Origin of the sequence: Rhizobium sp. CFBP 8752 (assembly GCF_014842035.1) — a bacterium.
GTDB classification, from domain to species: Bacteria; Pseudomonadota; Alphaproteobacteria; order Rhizobiales; family Rhizobiaceae; genus Neorhizobium; species Neorhizobium soli.
On the sequence record NZ_JACYUZ010000001.1, the window covers coordinates 330,328 to 348,745 of the forward strand.

General features: G+C 61.5%; 15 protein-coding genes. 13 read left to right on the forward strand and 2 right to left on the reverse strand.

Annotated elements, in window-relative coordinates; translation table 11 throughout:
- The first annotated feature begins 100 nt into the window (after positions 1–100).
- Both IFT59_RS01535 and IFT59_RS01540 read left to right on the forward strand, forming a co-directional pair.
- Positions 101–382: an exopolysaccharide production repressor protein gene (locus tag IFT59_RS01535; protein ID WP_082472025.1), complete on the forward strand. Its 282-nt coding sequence runs from the start codon at positions 101–103 to the stop codon at positions 380–382.
- Between the two features lie 102 nt (positions 383–484).
- Positions 485–1,516: a glycosyltransferase family 2 protein gene (locus IFT59_RS01540; protein ID WP_184654523.1), complete on the forward strand. Its 1,032-nt coding sequence runs from the start codon at positions 485–487 to the stop codon at positions 1,514–1,516.
- On the opposite strand, the gene IFT59_RS01545 is transcribed toward IFT59_RS01540, so the two are convergent.
- Both IFT59_RS01545 and IFT59_RS01550 read right to left on the reverse strand, forming a co-directional pair.
- Complete coding sequence (locus IFT59_RS01545) at positions 1,507–2,469, reverse strand: polysaccharide pyruvyl transferase family protein (RefSeq protein WP_192085839.1); 963 nt, start codon at positions 2,467–2,469, stop codon at positions 1,507–1,509. The genes IFT59_RS01540 and IFT59_RS01545 overlap by 10 nt on opposite strands.
- Before the next feature lie 45 nt (positions 2,470–2,514).
- Positions 2,515–3,498 carry a glycosyltransferase family 2 protein gene (locus IFT59_RS01550; protein WP_062461584.1) on the reverse strand — a complete coding sequence of 328 codons (984 nt, stop codon included), beginning with the start codon at positions 3,496–3,498 and terminating at the stop codon, positions 2,515–2,517.
- 109 nt (positions 3,499–3,607) lie between these two features.
- Here IFT59_RS01550 and IFT59_RS01555 point away from each other — a divergent pair, with 109 nt between their 5' ends.
- The 11 genes from IFT59_RS01555 (at position 3,608) to IFT59_RS01605 (ending at position 18,414) form a co-directional block, all read left to right on the forward strand.
- Positions 3,608–5,092 (forward strand): lipopolysaccharide biosynthesis protein, encoded by a 1,485-nt coding sequence (locus IFT59_RS01555; RefSeq protein ID WP_192085841.1) that lies wholly within the window; start codon positions 3,608–3,610, stop codon positions 5,090–5,092.
- A 389-nt stretch (positions 5,093–5,481) separates the two neighbouring features.
- Positions 5,482–6,636, forward strand: a complete 1,155-nt coding sequence (locus tag IFT59_RS01560) for an acyltransferase family protein (RefSeq protein WP_249407453.1) — start codon at positions 5,482–5,484, stop codon at positions 6,634–6,636.
- The gene (gene exoK, locus IFT59_RS01565) at positions 6,633–7,538 is read left to right on the forward strand and encodes an endo-1,3-1,4-beta-glycanase ExoK (protein WP_192085843.1); all 906 of its coding nucleotides are present in this window, start codon (positions 6,633–6,635) and stop codon (positions 7,536–7,538) included. The genes IFT59_RS01560 and exoK overlap by 4 nt, the downstream gene beginning before the upstream one ends.
- Before the next feature lie 24 nt (positions 7,539–7,562).
- On the forward strand, positions 7,563–8,756 hold the full coding sequence (locus IFT59_RS01570) for a glycosyl transferase family 1 (protein ID WP_192085845.1): 1,194 nt from the start codon (positions 7,563–7,565) through the stop codon (positions 8,754–8,756).
- 13 nt (positions 8,757–8,769) lie between these two features.
- Positions 8,770–9,789 carry a glycosyltransferase family 2 protein gene (locus IFT59_RS01575; RefSeq protein ID WP_192085847.1) on the forward strand — a complete coding sequence of 340 codons (1,020 nt, stop codon included), beginning with the start codon at positions 8,770–8,772 and terminating at the stop codon, positions 9,787–9,789.
- Positions 9,786–10,718, forward strand: a complete 933-nt coding sequence (locus IFT59_RS01580; protein WP_192085849.1) for a glycosyltransferase — start codon at positions 9,786–9,788, stop codon at positions 10,716–10,718. The genes IFT59_RS01575 and IFT59_RS01580 overlap by 4 nt, the downstream gene beginning before the upstream one ends.
- Positions 10,715–11,677, forward strand: a complete 963-nt coding sequence (locus IFT59_RS01585) for a glycosyltransferase family 2 protein (RefSeq protein ID WP_192085851.1) — start codon at positions 10,715–10,717, stop codon at positions 11,675–11,677. The genes IFT59_RS01580 and IFT59_RS01585 overlap by 4 nt, the downstream gene beginning before the upstream one ends.
- A 47-nt stretch (positions 11,678–11,724) precedes the next feature.
- Positions 11,725–12,627, forward strand: a complete 903-nt coding sequence (locus tag IFT59_RS01590) for a UTP--glucose-1-phosphate uridylyltransferase (RefSeq protein WP_062461568.1) — start codon at positions 11,725–11,727, stop codon at positions 12,625–12,627.
- A 93-nt stretch (positions 12,628–12,720) separates the two neighbouring features.
- Positions 12,721–15,060: a Wzz/FepE/Etk N-terminal domain-containing protein gene (locus IFT59_RS01595; RefSeq protein WP_174197064.1), complete on the forward strand. Its 2,340-nt coding sequence runs from the start codon at positions 12,721–12,723 to the stop codon at positions 15,058–15,060.
- Between the two features lie 167 nt (positions 15,061–15,227).
- A complete protein-coding gene (locus IFT59_RS01600; protein ID WP_192085853.1) occupies positions 15,228–17,030 on the forward strand; it encodes an adenine deaminase in 1,803 nt (600 codons plus the stop codon).
- Between the two features lie 10 nt (positions 17,031–17,040).
- Positions 17,041–18,414, forward strand: a complete 1,374-nt coding sequence (locus tag IFT59_RS01605) for a M20/M25/M40 family metallo-hydrolase (RefSeq protein WP_192085855.1) — start codon at positions 17,041–17,043, stop codon at positions 18,412–18,414.
- Positions 18,415–18,418 lie beyond the last annotated feature (4 nt).

An 18,418-nucleotide genomic window follows, 5' to 3' on the forward strand; every position in this document is an offset into this window, starting at 1 on the left:
TGTATTGCTTGCATCCGACTACTGCCGGTCCTATCGTGACGGTGCAGGGAGGAGCCTGCGTCTAGAAGCCAAGAACTATAAGCTGCTCGGGAGGGCGATCATGTATGCGCCGCGCGTATTTATAAGTATCCTTTGCGTCCTGGTCGTTTTCGCGCTCGCGTCCTTTTTCATCAGCGGGTCCGTCTACACAGCATTTATACACACGCTCCTCTGCGCGGTTATTATCCAGGTGGGTTATTTCGTTGGCATCGTTTACCTCGTTCACCGCGAGAAGCTCGCGGGTAGCAGGGGTCGGACAGATACCGCCGTCGCTGCGCGCTCCAGAGAGGTTTCCAACCTTCCGTCCGACGTGACGTCACACCTGCCTGCCCGGGATATCTAGCCGGCGCTCACAGTCCCATTTCGGTTTTTGTTGCAGTGCTTCCATATGGAGGCCATCTTCCTGCGTTCAGGTCCTCGCACGACGAACGATGGAGACAGTCTCATGGAGAGCGCAACGGCCCACCCCGATGTTCAGACGATTTGCGTCGTCATCGCAGCCAAGAACGCGGCAGACACGATCGCCACCGCCGTCCGGTCCGCCTTGCATGAAGCGCTTGTCAGCGAAGTCGTCGTGGTCGATGACGGCTCGAGCGACGACACGGCCGGCGCTGCCCGCAGTGTGGATGATGGCAGCGGGCGGCTCCAGATCATCTCGCTGGAGAAGAACCAGGGCCCGTCTGCTGCGAGAAACCGGGCGATCGCCGCCTCCAGTGCACCGCTGATCGCCATTCTCGATGCGGACGATTTCTTCTTTCCTGGACGGTTCGAGCCAATGCTGGCGCTTGGCGACTGGGACATGCTGGCCGACAACATCGCCTTCATCTCCGATCCTGCCGCCGCATTGCCGCCCGAAAAGTTCGAGTCGAGGGCGCGGACGATCTCGCTCATCGAATTCGTCGAGGGCAATATTTCCGAGCGCGGAAAGCCGCGCGGCGAGACAGGGTTTCTGAAGCCGATCATTCGTCGCTCGTTCCTCGATGCCCATCGTCTTCGGTACGACGAGGGCCTGAGGCTTGGCGAGGATTACGATCTCTATCTGCGGGCTCTGGCCAAGGGTGCGCGCTACAAGGTGATCGAGCATTGCGGCTACGGCGCCGTCGTCAGGGCCGATTCGCTCAGCAGCCGCCACCGGACCCATGACCTCAAGACGCTATACGAAGCGGACGAGGCGATCCTGTCGGATCCGCTTCTGCCGACGCAGGCCAGGGCGGTGATTACCCGTCACCGCGACCACATCCGGGAACGCTACGAGCATCGCGCCTTCCTTGATACCAAGTCGAATTCGGGGATTGTCGCAGCCGCTAGCTACATGTTCGGCCGGCCGCAGTTCCTGCCCTATGTCGCGCAGGCGATCCTGCTGGACAAGATGGAGGCAAGACGTGGCGGACCGGTTCCGGTCGCCACGCCGCATGCCATGCGCTATCTGCTTGCCGGGGTTCCGGCCGCAGCGGACCCTGCCGCCGTTCAGAAGTAGTCGCGGCGGATCTCGTCCAGAACAGCGCGAAAACGCTGCTTCTTGTCTTGAAGCATCTCATCCGGGCTGAGCTGTGGCTCGGTCCGGCTGGCCTGCCAGAGCGCCAGGATCGACGGTGCCGCAAGGACCTGCTTCGCCATGCCGCGAAGGCCTGACTGAGCAGGAGCCGCAGGGGCAGCGGTCCGCGTCATTACCGATGCATCTGCGCTTGCAGGTTCGTGATGGGCCGGCTGCTGCTGGCCGCCGCCGCCGTCGAAGCTCATTCCCCAGAACTTGGTTTTCTTGGCCACTGCCTCGGCGCGTGTCGAAACCGGCACGAAGTGCGGATTGTAGGTCGCACCGACGGACTGTGCCCAGTCGTTCCACTTGAAATTGTTGATAGATCTGGATGTGCTCACCGCAATCCACGGCACCCGGAATGCATCGGCCAGGATCGCGCCATGCATGGATTCGGCAACGATCATCTCGGACTGGGCAATCGCCCGGATGACCGATTTCGCCTCGCCGCGCGGGTCGAGCCAGGTCAGTCCGGCGGGCTCGCAGACCGATTGCCACATGCCGAATTCCGCCGATTCCCAATGGGGAACGAAGGTCTTCTTGTGGATCTTCGGCAGGTTCTGGAATTCCGGCATATCGGGGATGAGGGCCGCGGGGTCAGTGATCCCCCTGTCGAGGGGAAGACCGAGCTTCGCCGCCGTCAATGGTCCGCGCACGCAGCGCACGTCCCATTCGGGATCATTGATATCGGGTGCCTCGCCATAGCCATAGCCGCTGCCGATCACCAGTTTCTTCTGCCCGGGCGGAAGCAGGACGGGGTTGAGAACGGTACCGACGCCGACCAGCATCGTATCGGCGTGGACGTCGCGAAAGCCCGGAAGAAGATAATCCCAGAGCCACAGATTGAGGTCGTCGCCGAAATTGCCGTGGTGGGATGCCCAGTAATAAGGTTGCATGCAAGCCTCCTGATGGGAGTGAAGTCTTTGTAAAAAATGCGAAGTTTACGTCGCCGAGCGCTCGCGCGCACCCATACCGAGTTTCCCTGCGCCCAGTTCGAAGGCCGCGCGGATCAGCGCCGGATCGCGCATCACCCATTTGGCCAGCAGGCCGAATTCCGGGCTCTGGCGCCGCTTCATCCGCCCGGCCTGGCTCCACAATGCCTGCCGTCTTGCGGTGTTCTTATAACCTGCAATCGACGCGACGTCGCCCGGCCTGTTGCTGAAACGCTGTTCCAGCGTATCAAGCGCCACCCAGGTGTTGAACTGCTGGCGCAGGAATTCCGGCGACTGGTTGTCGATCGAATGGAAGATGTTGATGCCCATGCCGCGGGCAGCGCCCGGCTCGTCGCAGAGGATCGTCCGCTTCGATTTCAGGATGCAGTCGCAGAAGAACAGCACGTCTTCGGCGGCCAGTCTCAATTCGGGCTCGAAGCGGACAGCCTCGAAGACCGGACGGGACATCACCATGCAGGTGAGATGCAGAAAGCTCCAGTTGCGCAGCATGACGCTTGCCAGGTCCTGAAGCTCGATGATGAGCGGCTTTTCCGATAGCCGTGTGCCGCCTTCGGTCTTCTCCAACTGCGCCATGCCGAAGTGGTAATAGAACTCTTCGCTCGCCTGCATCGAGGCCCAGTAGCACTCGGCGCCGAAGCGGCTCATGCTCTCGAATGCGTTGGTGAGATGATCCGGAAGCCACACGTCGTCGCTGTCGAGAAGCGCCACAAAACGCGTTTCGGCGGGCACCGCGTCCAGCCCAGTATTGCGCGCCGCCCCCGGCCCGCCATTCTTTTGTTCGATGATTCGGATGCGCTCGAGCCAGGTCGGATCGGCGTCCTGAAGTTCGATTTTTGCGTTATGGGGTGACTCGTCGTCCACGACGATGATATCAAAATCCACGAAGCTCTGGCTGAAAACAGATTGCAGGGCCCGGGTAAGGATACCCGGTTCCCGTTGATAAAATGGAATAATTACGGTGAATGTCGCCATGTTTCTGCCCCTGCTTTTTTCAAGAATTGCAAACCGCTAGCCGCCTGGACGGCTTGGATTGCGGCTTCACGCTGGCTCTCAATCAGTATCCAACAATAGGAATTCGAAGATGGCCCCAACCCAAGGCGTGAAGACGATCACGACAAATGTCGGTTGGAGTGTGCTGTCAAAGACCGCCACATTCGGGCTGAAATTTGTCACTGTACCGATATTGGCAAGACTGTTGACCCCGGAAGATTTCGGAACGGTGGCTGTCGCACTCACCGTCGTACAGTTTTTGGCGATGATCGGTGGTGCCGGTTTGACGTCGGCACTGATCGTCGATCGGGACAGTGGCATGGATACGGTGCACACCGTTTTCTGGGCCAATCTCGCGATGTCTTTGATCATGTCGGTGATCCTTTTCCTCGGTGCAAACGGCATCGGCAGCTGGATGGGTGCGGCCCAGAGCGCCGATCTCCTGCGTATCATGGCCTTTCTCATTCCGCTGCAGCTGACGGCCGATGTCGCCTATTCGCTGCTCGCCCGCGAGATGAATTTCAGCAAGGACGCGATCCTCAGCACGGTGTCGGAAACCACGGCGGCGCTGGTCGCCCTGGCGCTTGCCTTCATGGGGTTCGGCATCTGGGCGCTGGTCGTGCAGCTGTTTTCCTCGGCGGTGATCCGGCTTGTCGGCCTCTACTCGATCACGCGCTATGTGCCGCGTTTCGTCATCAAGCCGGATCGGATGGGGCCGCTGGTGCGCTATTCTTCGGGGCTGATGGGGTCGGAGATCGCCAATTTCGTGACTTTCCAGGCGCCGATGGTGGTGATCGCGCGGATGTTGACGCTTGCCGATGCGGGCGCCTATTCGGCCGCCAACCGGTTTGCCAGCATTCCGAACCAGGTCGTGCTGTCGGCGGTAATGGGCGTGCTGTTCCCCGCCTTCAGCCTGATGGGCGACGACCGCAAGCGCCGCACCGACGCCCTGATGCTGTCCACTCAGGTAATGACGGTGGTGCTGGCGCCGGCCATGTTCGGGCTGTGGGCGGTGGCGGAACCGGCGATGCTGGTGCTGTTCGGGCCGCAATGGGCCTATGCCTGGCCGGTGCTTGGCCTGCTCGCGCTGTCGAAGGCGATCGTGACGCCCTGCAGCACGTTCATACCCTATCTCAAGGGCACCGGCCAAAGCCGGGTGCTGTTCTGGTCGGCGGTGCTGCGGGCCGTTGCAACGACACTCGCCATCATCCTCGGTGCCACCTATGGCAACCTTGTCGATGCAATGGTGGCGCTCTGCGTCGTCAACGCCATCACGCTGGTCGGTTATTCCTGGGCCGTGTTCCGGGTCGACGGCATTCCGTTCTTTTGGGGTCTGATGACCAGCAGCCGGTCGATGCTCACCTCGCTCGTCATGGGCGTCGGGGTCCGGTTGACCCTTTCCACCTTCGAAGCACAGCTCACCAGTCCCTATCTCCAGCTCCTCGTTGGCGCTGTCGTGGGCGGCGTGCTCTACGGCGCCATGTTCCTCGTGACGGAAAGGGCGCTCGTCAAAAAAATAATCGGCATGGTCAAGCGGCGTCGTGGTGGGTCGGTTGCGGACGCACCTCCTGCATAACGAAGGATGCCCTTGCCTCATCGTTGAGACGCATTTTCGCCTTAATCGCGCCGCAATCGGGCGAGGATGCGAACCGATTTGATTGAGTGTCGTCTGAGGTCGAAGTTATTTTCACGACGAATTGATTTTTTTCTCTGTTGTGCAGTGCAGCATAAGAAATCAGTGATCCCCCCGGAATCCATAGCGTTTCAGCACTCGCGAAAGTAGAACTCGCGAATGGAACGGGTAACGGGATGCCGCTGCGGACCGGGCGGATCCCGGCTTTTCGCTGCGCCGCCACATTTTGTGCCAAACTGCACCTGATCCTTGGCACTCGAAAATGCGGGCTCAAAGTCTGCTCTGATTGAAACGGTGGTGACGGGAGGCGCCGCCCAAAAAGGGTAGTTCGTTTGACTGTTGATCAAACCATTTCCTCCCGTATCAATTTGATGCGCATCCTTCTGATCTCGGGCATCGTGTTCGTCCACGTCCCGTTCGATCCGCAGACCAGCCCGTTCCTCGGCCAGAACGGTTTCTTCGATTGGCTCCGCGTGTTTTTTGGCGACAGCCTGTTTCGTATCGGCGTACCGTGCCTCAGCGCGATTTCCGGCTATCTGCTGTTTCGCCGTGGCTGGGATGCTTTCGACTACGGCAAGGTGATGCAATCCAAGGCGCGAACCGTGCTTGTGCCGTTCCTGTTGTGGAACCTCGGCCTGTTCGCCGTCGTCCTTCTGGTGCAGCGCGCCGGCATGGGCATCGGGTATTTCCCGGACCTGTGGAATGCATCCTCCCGTGAACTGGCGAACTATGCGTTTGCGAGCGAGAATTTTCCCGTCGACATCCCGCTCTATTTCCTGCGTGACCTTGTCGTCTGCATCGCCCTGTCGCCAATCCTTTCCTTCTTCGTGCGCAAGGCTGCGGTGCCGACGCTGGTCATCCTGTTCGTGGTGGCGATCTTGCCGGATCTCACGCTCTTCATCGTTTTGAAGAAGTCGATCCTGTTCTCCTTTACCTTCGGCATCTTCCTCGCTTTGAACCGGATCGATCTCTCGGTGCTCGACCGTTTCGCCATTCCCGGAACGGCACTGGTTGTCGCCGCCGCCGTCCTGTTGTCGATCGCGCTTTATCAGACGGGACCGGACTATTCCTGGTCGCTTGAGCTTCTGCGCAACGCGCTGTCGATCATCGGTGCGGGCGGATTCTGGCTGATGTCGGCACTTGCTATCCGCTCGACGCTCGGCAAACGGCTGGCCGCCACCGGCAGCCTCAGCTTCTGGATCTTCTGCGCCCATTACCCGCTGCTCGTGGTGATGTGGATGGTCTGGAACCGCATTGCGGGCGATCAGCTTTACCCGCTGTTCTATGTCGGCGCGATTTCCTCGGCCCTCGTGATCCTGGTGATTTCGAATGCGCTGGTGTCGCGCCTTATGCCCGGCCTTTATCAGACGCTGACGGGCAGTCGCGGCCGCAAGGCAAAGCTTGCGCAGACACAGAACTCCAATTCGTCCGGGCATTCCGCGCATGGCCGCGAGCCCGCCCTGACCCACAGAAGAGGTGAAACATGACGGCACCAGCCAGACAGATTCGACCCGCTTTCCGAGCCGCTGCAACGGCATTCGCCGCGTTGACGGTGCTCGCCTGCGCTCCAGCTTTTGCCCAGGCGCCTCAGCCTCCGGCGCCTCCCGGGACAGCCCCTAATGCTCCAGATCAGGCAGCCAGCAAGCATCCGGGTGGCAAACCCCACCCGGGTGGCAAGCCGCAGCCGGATGCCAAGGGCACGTCCTTCGTCGAAAATTTCGATCGGCTCGACCGGTCGTTCTGGTTCGTTTCGAACGGCTGGAACAACGGCGCCCATCAGAACTGCACCTGGTCGCAGCGCCAGGTCACGACGGATGGCGGCAATCTCAAGCTCACCTTCGAGGAGCGCCAGAACAAGGACCGCAAAAACGTCTGCGGCGAGATCCAGACCCGCGCCCGCTTCGGTTACGGTACCTATGAGGCGCGCTACAAGTCGGCGACCGGTCCTGGCCTCAACTCAGCCTTCTTCACCTATATCGGCCCGACCGACAAAAAGCCGTGGGACGAGATCGACTTCGAGGTGCTCGGCAAGAATGTCGATCAGGTTCAGCTCAACCAGTATATCAATGGCAAGGGCAAGAACGAGAAGATCGTTCCCGTCCCCGGTGGCGCCGACAAGGGCTTCAACGACTACGCCTTCATCTGGGAGCCGGAGCGGTTGCGCTACTTCCTCAACGGCAAGCTGGTGCAGGAAGTTACCGATCCGTCGAAGATCCCGCAGAACGCCCAGAAGATCTTTCTGAGCCTGTGGGGCAGTGATACGCTGAAATCCTGGATGGGCCCGTTCGCCTATTCCGGCCCCACCACGATGGAAGTCGATCGCATCGCCTATACGGCGCTCGGCGAAGACTGTGCTTTCCCGCAATCCGTGCTCTGCACGCTCGACTGATCTTTCGACAGGGAGTTGAACGACGTGACACTGCAGGTCCTCTATCTGGCCCATGATCTTGCCGACCCGGCCATTCGCCGGCGGGTGCTGACGTTGAAGACCGGCGGCGCCAGCGTCACGGTCGCAGGCTTCAGGCGCGCGGGAAACCTGCTGGGTCAGGAGGAAGGCGTGCGCTCCATCGATCTCGGTTCAACGCAGGACGGACAGTTCAGCCAGCGCATCAAGGCCGTGATTGCTGCCCGGATGCAGCTGCAGAAGAGGCTTGTCGGCGTTCCGATGCCGGATGTCATCATCGCCCGCAATCTGGAAATGCTGGTTCTCGCCGATGGCGCCGCGTCGCTGTTCGGCGGCGACGTGCCCGTCGTCTACGAATGTCTCGATATCCACCGCCTGCTGCTCGACGAGGGTGTGAAGGGGCGGGTGCTGCGTGCCGTGCAGCGGCATTTCGCAAAGTCGGCCCGCCTGCTGATCACCAGCTCGCCGGCGTTTGTCGAAAACTTCTTCAAGCCGAAATCCGGGCTCGATCTTCCGGTCCTTCTGCTCGAAAACAAGGTCCTGCAGCTGGGCGAAGTGTCTGTCACAAAGCCTGAACCGCGTTTGCCGAAAATGGGTGAACCCTGGAAGATCGGCTGGTTCGGTGCGATCCGATGCCGCAAGTCGCTCGATATCCTGACGGCCTTCGCCGAAAAGATGAACGGCGGGGTCGAGGTCATCATCCGGGGACGGCCGGCCTATAGCGAGTTTGCCGATTTCGACGCGCAGGTGAAGAACGCGCCGTTCGTTCGGTTCGAGGGTCCCTACCGCAATCCGGAGGATCTGGCAGAGATCTACAACGAGGTCCAGTTCACCTGGACGATCGATTTCTTCGAGGAAGGTCTGAACTCCGAGTGGCTTTTGCCGAACCGCCTCTATGAAGGCGGGCTGCATGGCGCGGTTCCGATCGCGCTGGCGCGCACCGAGACCGGCCGCTTTGTGGCTAAGCGCGATATCGGCATCCTTCTCGACAACGCGACGCCTTCGGATCTGGAAATCCTGTTCTCGGGCATGACCGACGCACTCTACCTCGATCGGTTTACCCGGCTTGCGGCCGTCGATCGCAGCCAGTGGGTTACTGATGCTAACGATTGCCGCGCCCTGGTCGACAGGCTTGCGGGCCTCAATCGCAATATTTCGCTGGCCGTACCGTCGGTACCGGCCATTTCAACCGTGCAGTCGTGAGGTGAGATAGGTCATGCGTGTGCCTTCGAATGCCGATGTTTCCACTGGCGACCTGTCCTTGATCCGGACACTGATCGTCGTCCCGTGCCTGGATGAGGCAAAGACCATCGAGCCGCTTTTACGCAAGCTCGACCAGCAGCGTAGCTCGGCCAGCGACATGATCGTGGTTGCCGATGGCGGCAGCAAGGACGGCACGCAGGAGATCGTCCTTCGCGTCGCTCAGGAACTGCCGAACGTGGCGCTGATGCACAATGCCAAGCGCATCCAGAGTGCGGCGATCAATCTCGCCGTCCAGCGCTTCGGCGCGGAGTTCGAATATCTGATCCGCATCGACGCGCATGGCGATTATCCCGACGATTATTGCCGGACGCTTCTGCAGGAAGCGGTGTCGCTTGAGGCGGATTCCATCGTGGTCGGCATGGAAACGGTCGGCTTTGGCCTGTTCCAGCGGGCAACGGCTGCGGCGCAGAATTCCAAGCTCGGCAATGGCGGCTCCAAGCACCGGGCCGGCGGCGGCGGCGAGTGGGTCGATCACGGCCACCACGCGCTGATGCGCATCTTCGCCTTCCAGGCTGTCGGCGGTTACGACGAGAGCTTCAGCCATAACGAGGATGCGGAACTGGATTTCCGCCTTCGCCAATCCGGCTTTCGCATCTGGATGACCGGCAAGACCTACATGACCTATTATCCGCGCTCCAGCGCGTCGGCGCTGTTCCGGCAGTATCTCGGCTATGGCCGCGGCCGGGCGAAGAACCTTCTGAAGCATCGGTCGATCCCCAAGATCCGCCAGGCCATTCCGCTGGCGGTCGCACCGGTCGTGATCGGCGCCGTGCTTGCCGTCCTCTACTGGTGGGCGGCAATTCCGCTGGTTGTCTGGGCGGTCGCCTGCCTCGGCTACGGCGTCTGGATGGCTGTGGGCCAGAATAACCCGCTCGGTCCGCTTGCTGCGGTGTCGGCGATGATCATGCATTTCGCCTGGTCGGCAGGCTTCTGGCTGGAACTGATCGGCATCAAATCGAGGAGGCGTGCATGATCGTGGCTGGCAGCGGCAAGCTCCGCATCGATATCGGCATCTGCACCTATCGGCGCCCGGAACTGGAGGTCACGTTGCGGTCGCTGTTCGCGCTCGACGTGCCTGAACATACGCAGGTCCGGCTGATCGTCGCCGACAATGACGCGGAGCCGAGTGCGCAAGCCCTGGTCGAGCGGCTGAAGGCCGTCTCGCCCTTCGAGATCGAGTATGTCCATTGCCCGAAATCGAACATCTCGATTGCGCGTAATGCCTGCCTTGCCGCCTGCCAGGCGGATTATCTGGCGTTTATCGACGATGACGAGACGGCCGGTCCTGGTTGGCTTGCAGCGCTTGTCGATCGCGCTGAAGCGACGTCGGCCGATGCGGTTCTAGGACCCGTGCGCGCCATCTATCCGGATGATGTTCCGGCCTGGATGCGCAGCGGTGATTTCCACTCGACCAATCCCGTCTGGGTCGATGGCCGTATCATCACCGGCTATACCTGCAACGTGCTTCTCGACATGCGCTCGCCGAAGCTTGCGGCCCGCAAGTTCGCGCTGTCGCTCGGCCAGAGCGGTGGCGAGGATACGCACTATTTCACCCAGCTGACCGATGCCGGCGGGCAGATCGAGTTTGCCCGCGAGGCCATGCTGGAAGAGCCTGTGCCGCAGAAGCGCGCCAGCTTCTCCTGGCTTGCCAAACGCCGCTTCCGCTCCGGCCAGACCCATGGCCGCATCGTTGCGGCAAAAAGTGCCGGTCTCTCGCGGTTCAAGAAAGCAGCAATCGCCGGGCTGAAATTCGCCTATTGCGCCGTGGTCACGGTCGCAACTGTCGCAATTCCGGTCACCCGCACGCGCTATGCTCTCCGGGCAGCGCTCCACGCCGGGTCTGTGATGGGGACGCTCGGCATGCGCGAGATCCGTCAGTACGGCATGGTGGAGGCCACATGATCTCTGTCGTCCAAGAGCCCGATGTCAGCTTTGTCATCGCCGCCTACAATGCTGAGGAGACGCTGGAAAGCGCGATCGATAGCGCGCTCTCCCAGGTCGACGTGTCCCTGGAAGTGATCGTCGTCGACGACTGCTCCAGCGACGGCACCCGCGAGCTTGCGCTTCGCTGCCGCGATCGCGACGATCGCGTCAAGCTCATCGTCCAGCCCGCCAATGGCGGACCGGCGGCCGCGCGCAATGCCGGGTTCGATGCGGCAACCGGCCGCTGGATCGCCGTGCTCGATGCCGACGACACGATCCATCCGCAGCGCCTGAAGCGGATGATCGCACGCGCCGAGACGATGGATGCTCGGATCGTGGTCGACAATATCGATGTCGTCCCGCTCGAGGGCGGTCAGCCCACGGCGATGTTTTCGCGCACCGATCTCGAGACGCGCAAGGTGCTGGATCTCGCCGATTTCATCCAGTCCAACATCATCTTCGGCAGCACTTTCAATTTCGGCTATATGAAGCCGATCTTCCGCCGCGATTTCCTCAACGAGCACGGTCTGCGGTTTGACGAAAACCTGCGGATCGGCGAGGATTACATCCTGCTTGCCTCTGCGATCGCGAGCGGCGGCATCTGCGCCATCGAGCCCGAGGCCGGTTACGTCTACCATCTGCGCCACGGTTCGATCTCGCGGGTGCTGAAGCCCGAACATCTCACGGCGATGCTTGCCGGCGACGAGAAGTTCCTCAAGCGCTTCTCTCTCGAGCCGCGGGCAATGAGCGCCCAGCGGCGCCGCACGCAGAGCATTCGCGAAGCGGCTTCCTTCCTCACACTCGTCGACGAGATCAAGAAACGATCGTTCGGCGGGATTCTGAAAACGGCAATCGACAACCCGCGGGCGCTCAAGCACCTGCGCATGCCGATTGCCGTCCGTATGCGCCGGTTCGCAAGAGCTGCCGGCGTTTCTTGACAATCCGATCGACGGGGCGGGGGCGTCCCGGAAAGGACAACGACACTATGGAAATGAGACCTGTTCGCAAGGCGGTCATTCCGGTTGCAGGCAATGGAACACGGTTCCTGCCGGCTACCAAGGCGATGCCAAAGGAAATGCTGACGATCGTCGACAGGCCCGTCGTGCAATATGCGGTGGATGAGGCCATGCAGGCCGGTATCGAGCACATCATCTTCGTGACCAGCCGCAACAAGACTGCGATCGAAGACTATTTCGACAGCAATCCTGAACTGATCGCCAGCCTCACCCGCGCCGGCAAGACCGTTCAGGTGACACAGCTCGAAAAGATGCTGCCGCTTGCCGGCACCGTCAGCTACACCCGCCAGCAGGTTCCGCTCGGTCTCGGCCACGCCGTCTGGTGCGCCCGCGAACTGGTGGGCAACGAGCCCTTCGCTCTGCTTTTGCCGGATATGGTGTCTTATGGCGCCCGCGGCTGCATGGCAGGCCTCGTCGATCTCTATGAGGAAGTCGGCGGCAACGTCTTTGGCGTCGAGCAGTGTGCGCCCGAGGAGACGTCCAGCTACGGCGTCGTCGCGATCGGCGAAAGCAAGCAGCATGGCTTCGAAGTGACCGGCATGGTCGAAAAGCCCGCACCTGCCGATGCACCGTCGAACTATTACCTTAATGGTCGCTATATCCTGCAGCCGCAGATCTTCGAACTGCTGGAAAGCCAGGAACGCGGAGCCGGCAACGAGATCCAGCTGACCGACAGCATGCAGAAACTGCTGCAGAAGCAGCCGTTCCACGCACAGCCCTATACCGGACGGACCTTCGACTGCGGTTCCAAGCGCGGTTTCATCGAAGCCAATGTGGCCTTCGCGATGTTGCGGAGCGATATGGGCGAGGAGATCTATCACTCCGTCAAGGAGCTTCTCGCCAACCACGAATCGAAGGTTAAGGCGGCTTAAGGGCCGCTCCAACGTCGCAGTCAGACCAAAGCCCGAGGAACGGCAGTCCATTTCTGCCGTTCCTCTCGACAATTCCGGAAAGCGGACAAAGCCATGGACCAGGTTAATTATAGGCCGATGAACATCTTCCCGAACGAGCAAAAAGAAACTGACACGTTCATCGACCTCGACAAGCTGTGGTCGGCAGCCATGCGTCGGCTTGGCGTGATCATCATCTGCGTGGTCGCCATGGTCGCGCTTGCGGCAGCCTATCTGTTTACCGCGCAGCCGAAATACACGGCCGCGACGCAGATTTTGGTGGACGACAACCTGTCCCGCTATGCGGAAGAGGAAACCGAAGGCCAGACCGCGCAGCAGATCGACAACCGCATGTCCAGTTCGGTCGAGATCCTGAAATCCAAGGCGCTGGCGCTCAGCGTCGTCGACAAGGGCAAGTTTGCGGAAAACGACCTGATCGTCGATCCGCCCAAATCGCCGGTCGATCTTGCCAAGGACATGGTGAAAAGCGTTGTCTCGCTGGTTTCATCAGGCGGCCCGTTGCCGAGCGAAGACCAGGTGCGCGCCGGACGCCGTGAAAAGGCTGCCGCCATCCTTCAGCAGTCGATCACCGTCGAGCGCGTCGGACGCAGCTCGGTCATCTCGCTCTCCGTCCGCTCGCCAGACCCGGTTCTTTCCGCCCAGCTTGCCAAGACCTATGCCAGTTCCTTCCTGACGGAAGAGCTCAATGCCAATTTCGACGCGACCGAGCGCGCTTCCGTGTGGCTCCAGGAGCGTTTGAACGACCTCAACATCCGGGCACAGCAGGCATCGCTGACGGTCGAGCAGTATAAGCGCGACAACGGCCTCGTATCGCCGCGCGGCGAGCTGATGTCGGCCCAGCAGCTGTCCGATCTCAATACCCAGCTGATCTCGGCACAGGCCGAAGTCGCCAGCGCCCAAGCCCGCTACAACCAGTACAAGGTGATCATCGACAAGGGCTCGGAAGCAGCCGTCGCAAATGCTGTCGTCGCCAACCGCGATACCGACAACACGGTGCTGCAGAACCTTCGCCAGCGCTACACGACGGTCAACGATCGTGAAAAGGGCGTGGTCGAGCAGTTCGGCGCCGATCATCCGCAGGCAGTCGCACTTCGCTCCGAAAAGCAGGACCTGGCACAACAGATCCTGCGCGAGTTGCAGCAGCTGACCGGTTCGTTCCGCAACGAGCTGGATGTCGCAAGCTCGCGCGAGCAGTCGTTGCGCGCCAGCATCGAAAGCGTCGCCGGCCGCAACCAGGATGCCAATGTCTCCATGGTGCAGTTGCAGGAGCTGCAGCAGCGTGCCGATGCGCTGAAGACGCTCTACCAGTCCTATCTGCAGCGGTTCGAACAGGCGTCGCAGCTGCAGTCGCTGCCGATCGCCAAGGCCCGCGTCATCTCGGAAGCCGGCGTGCCGATCTCGCCGTCCAGCCCGCGCAAGACGCTCACCATGGCTCTGTCCGTCGTGCTTGGACTGCTGCTCGGCGGCGCACTTGCAGCGCTTCTGGAATTTCGCGAGCGCTTCTTCCGCACCGGCGCCGACGTGCAGGACAAGCTCGGCGTCCGCTTCCTCGGTTACCTCCCGAAGATTGGCAGCGCCCAGACCGACGACAACGGCTCCGACAAGCCAGCCGACGCCATCGACGGCCAGATCCTGCCGGAGGGTGATCCGATCGCGCTTCGCCGCAAGATGCGGGTTGCCGTCGAAGCGCCGCGCTCGCAGTTTGCCGAGACGCTGCGCAATGCCAAGCTTGCCGCCGATATCGTGCTGCAGGGTCGCAAATGCTCGGTCATCGGCGTCGTCTCCTGCCTTCCCGGCGAAGGCAAGTCGATGGTTGCAGCCAACCTTGCCGGCCTCATCTCATCCAACGGCGTTCGCACGCTGGTCATCGATGGCGATCTGCGCAATCCGGGTCTGTCCAAGATGCTGGCGAGCGAACCGGATGTCGGCCTGATCGACGTCGTGCTGCAGAAGGTTCCGTGGACGGCGGCCGCCCGCGTCGACCGCCGCTCGCGCCTGACGATCCTGCCGATGACCACCCGCAGCCGCCAGCTTGCCCATACATCGGAGCTTCTCGCCTCGACCGGCATGAGCCAGTTCCTCGAAAGCATCAAGGACACGTTTGACGTCATCATCGTCGACCTGGCACCGCTGATCCCGGTCATCGATGCGAAGGCCTTCGAGCCCTATGTCGATGGCTTCATCTTCGTCACCGAATGGGGTGTCACGCCGGTCAAGGCCGTGCAGAGCGTGCTTCAGTCGGAACCGCAGATTGCCGCAAAGACGATCGGCGTCATTCTCAACAAGACCGAGATGGGCGAGCTGCGCAAATATGCCGATCCGGGCGCGCCAGAGCGCCTGCATTCAAGCTATTCATCCTATTACAAGGATGCCATTCCCGGCGTGCCGCGCTAAGTTGCGGCACGTTCCGAAAGACTGATCGAAGGCCGCCGCTCCCTGAGGAACCGGCGGCCTTTCACGTTTCAGTGGTTGCCGTGTGCCTTTAGCGCCAATGCGTGCTTCCGTGCGGGAACAAAATTCCCTACCATGTCCCCAGTCCGATGATCCGCGAGGCCGATTTCATGAGCACTCTCAACCGTTTCTCCGTTCACCCGCTGGCATCCATGACGCGATTGCTCGCCGACGTCGCGTCGGCACGGCGCGAGCCTGATCTGGTCATCCGGGATGCACGGATGCTGTCGACCTATTCGGAGCGCATCCTGCCCGGGCGGGAAATCTGGCTCTCCGGCGGCCGTATCGCCGCGGTAAAGCCCACCGGTTCCTACAAGGGAACATCGGCCAAGATTTACGACGCAAAGGGCGGCATTCTCGCGCCTGGCCTCGTCGATCCGCATATCCATATCGAATCCTCGATGGTGACGGCCTGCGCCTATGCGGAGGCTGCCCTTCTCAATGGCACCACCACGATCTTCTGCGACAGCCACGAGATCGGCAATGTCATGGATGTCGCCGGTGTCGAGGCGATGCTGGAAGACGCGCGCATGGCGCCGCTGTCGATCTTCCTGACGGTGCCGAGCACGGTTCCCGCCACCTCGCCGGAGCTGGAAACCGCCGGCGGCGACCTGACGCCGGACAAGATTGCAGCGCTGTTCGACAAATGGCCGGAAGCGGTGGCGCTCGGCGAAAAGATGGATTTCGTTCCCGTCGCGATGGGCGACGAACGCAGCCATGCGATCCTCGCTGCCGCTCTGTCACGCGGCCGTCCCGTATCGGGCCATGTCTATGGCCGTGAATTCGTCGCGGCCTATGCCGCCTCGGGCGTCACCGACACCCATGAGGCGATCGACCGCGATATTGCCGACGATCTGCTGGAGGCGGGCGTCTGGCTGTTCCTGCGCGGCGGCCCGCCGACCACGCCCTGGCATTCGCTGCCACAGGCGATCAAGACCATCACCGAGCTTGGCGCCTCGCACAAGCGCGTCGCCGTTTGCACCGACGACCGCGACGCCGAGGATCTGCTCGCCTTCGGCATGGACTGGGTGACCCGCGAGGCGGTCAAATACGGCATGACGCCGGAACAGGCCTGGGCGATGGGTTCGCTGCATGGCGCCACCCGCTTCGGCATGGAAAACGAGATCGGCGGTCTCGGCGGCGGACGCAGGGCGGATCTGGTGCTCCTCTCCGACAACCTGGAGCCGGTCAGTACCTGGTACGGCGGCGAACTGGTCGTGGACCAGAAGAAGATCACGCCGGTTCTCGATGAGGCACTGTCCAAACCCTATCGCTATCCGGAAGCCGCCTATCATACGGTGAAGCTGCCGAAGAACCTCAAGCTGACGCCTGAACTGCCGACCGAGACCGTCATTGCCCACACGATCAAGACGGAGCTGCCCGGCATCACGCTCGGCCATGTCACCGTCACGCTCGAACCCGCCAACGACTGGCAGACCCAGTTCGATCGCCACGGGCTCTGCTTTGTCACGGTGGTGGAACGTCACGGCAAGTCGCCAGGCAATGTTGCTCACGGTCTGCTCAACGGCTTCGGGCTGAAGAAGGGCGCAGTCGCCTCCTCAGTCGGGCATGACAGCCACAATATCATCGTCGCCGGCACCAATGAACGCGACATGCAGGTGGCGCTCGACGCGATCGAGGCCGTCCAGGGCGGCGTCTGCGTGGTGATGGATGGCAAGGTGACCGCCATGGTGCCGCTGCCGATCGCCGGGCTTCTGTCCGACAAGCGCGTCCACGCGGTCGCCGACGAGGTGAAGGCCTTGAAGCTCGAATGGGAAAAGGCCGAATGCACGATCGCCTATATGGGCTTCAATCTCATTCCGCTGTCCGTCATTCCGGATATCCGCATTACCGACAAGGGCCTCGTGCTGGTGCCGGAAATGCAGATCCAGACCCTGTTCGAACCGGCATGAGAGCTTGAGCATGACATCTGAAAACACCGATCTCGTCCGCGTTCTCGCCCATATCGATGCCAACAGCGACAGTTTTGTCGAACGGGTGATGGAGTATGTGAAGCACAAATCGATCAGCGCCTCCAACGAGGGGATCACGGAAGCCGCCGATATCCTTGTCGGCATCCTCGACGGGCTCGGCATGCAGGCCCAGGCGATCACCACCCGCAACCACCCGATGGTGATCGGCCGGATGGAGAACCAGCCCGGCAAGCCGACCGTGCTGCTCTACGGCCATTACGACGTGCAACCGCCGGAGCCGCTGGATCTCTGGAAAAGCCCGCCCTTCGAGCCTGAGATCCGCGACGGCCGCATCTATGCGCGTGGCATCGGCGACAACAAGGGCCAGCATTTCGCCCAGTTGCTGGCGATCGAATCCTATCTCAAGGTGGTCGGCGAACTGCCCTGCAATGTGATCTTCCTGCTCGAAGGCGAGGAGGAGATCGGCAGTCCCCATATGGCGGAATTCGTCGCCGAACATGCCGACAAGCTCAATGCCGATCTCGTCGTCACCTCGGATGGCTCGCTGCACGACAGCGGCCGCCCCGTCGTCACGTTTGGCGTCCGCGGTGTCGCCTCGTTCGAGCTGCGGGCAAAGACCGCCAATCGCGATGCCCATTCCGGCAATTTCGGCGGCGTCATGCCGAATGCGATCTGGAAGCTCGTGCATCTTCTCGCAACGATGAAGAACGACCGCGGCGAGATCACCATAGATGGCATCTACGATCCGGTGGTGCCGCCGACCGATCTGGAACTGCAGGCGATGGCCGCGCTGCCGCTCGATGTCGACAAGATCAAGGCCGAGCTTGGCATGACGGCGATCGAAGAGCCGGTGGATCGTCCCTATTACGAGCGGCTGATGTTCCAGCCGACTCTCACCATCAACGGGTTGCATGGCGGCTATGGCGGGCCCGGGCAGAAGACGGTTCTCCCGAGCGAAGCCTATGCCAAATGCGATATCCGCCTCGTCGAGAGCCTGACGCCGGACTACGTGTTCGAAAAAGTCCGGGCGCATGTTGAAAAGCACGCACCCGACGTGGAGTTCGTGCCGCAAAACTCCATGCTGCCATCGAAAACGCCGATGGACAGCCCGTTCGCATCCGTGATCCGCGAGGCGATCGTCGCTGCCCGCGGCGTCGAGCCACTGCTCTACCCAAGCCTCGGCGGCAGCCTTCCAGACTACGTCTTCACCAAAATCCTCGGCAAGCCTGCTTTCGTCGTCCCCTATGCCAATGCCGACCAGGCAAACCACGCGCCCAACGAAAACCTCAAGCTCGACCTCTTCCACGCCGGCATCCGCACCGGTGCTGCACTGCTGGCGAAGCTGGGCGAGATGAAGGGGTGAATGG

Bases quoted from the DNA above. Each gene is read 5' to 3' on its own strand.
- exoK (WP_192085843.1), top strand. From the start codon at position 6,633: ATGACGGCACCAGCCAGACAGATTCGACCCGCTTTCCGAGCCGCTGCA.
- IFT59_RS01540 (WP_184654523.1), top strand. From the start codon at position 485: ATGGAGAGCGCAACGGCCCACCCCGATGTTCAGACGATTTGCGTCGTC.
- IFT59_RS01535 (WP_082472025.1), top strand. From the start codon at position 101: ATGTATGCGCCGCGCGTATTTATAAGTATCCTTTGCGTCCTGGTCGTT.
- IFT59_RS01590 (WP_062461568.1), top strand. From the start codon at position 11,725: ATGGAAATGAGACCTGTTCGCAAGGCGGTCATTCCGGTTGCAGGCAAT.
- IFT59_RS01605 (WP_192085855.1), top strand. From the start codon at position 17,041: ATGACATCTGAAAACACCGATCTCGTCCGCGTTCTCGCCCATATCGAT.
- IFT59_RS01575 (WP_192085847.1), top strand. From the start codon at position 8,770: ATGCGTGTGCCTTCGAATGCCGATGTTTCCACTGGCGACCTGTCCTTG.
- IFT59_RS01545 (WP_192085839.1), bottom strand. From the start codon at position 2,469: ATGCAACCTTATTACTGGGCATCCCACCACGGCAATTTCGGCGACGAC.
- IFT59_RS01595 (WP_174197064.1), top strand. From the start codon at position 12,721: ATGGACCAGGTTAATTATAGGCCGATGAACATCTTCCCGAACGAGCAA.
- IFT59_RS01585 (WP_192085851.1), top strand. From the start codon at position 10,715: ATGATCTCTGTCGTCCAAGAGCCCGATGTCAGCTTTGTCATCGCCGCC.
- IFT59_RS01555 (WP_192085841.1), top strand. From the start codon at position 3,608: ATGGCCCCAACCCAAGGCGTGAAGACGATCACGACAAATGTCGGTTGG.
- IFT59_RS01600 (WP_192085853.1), top strand. From the start codon at position 15,228: ATGAGCACTCTCAACCGTTTCTCCGTTCACCCGCTGGCATCCATGACG.
- IFT59_RS01580 (WP_192085849.1), top strand. From the start codon at position 9,786: ATGATCGTGGCTGGCAGCGGCAAGCTCCGCATCGATATCGGCATCTGC.
- IFT59_RS01550 (WP_062461584.1), bottom strand. From the start codon at position 3,498: ATGGCGACATTCACCGTAATTATTCCATTTTATCAACGGGAACCGGGT.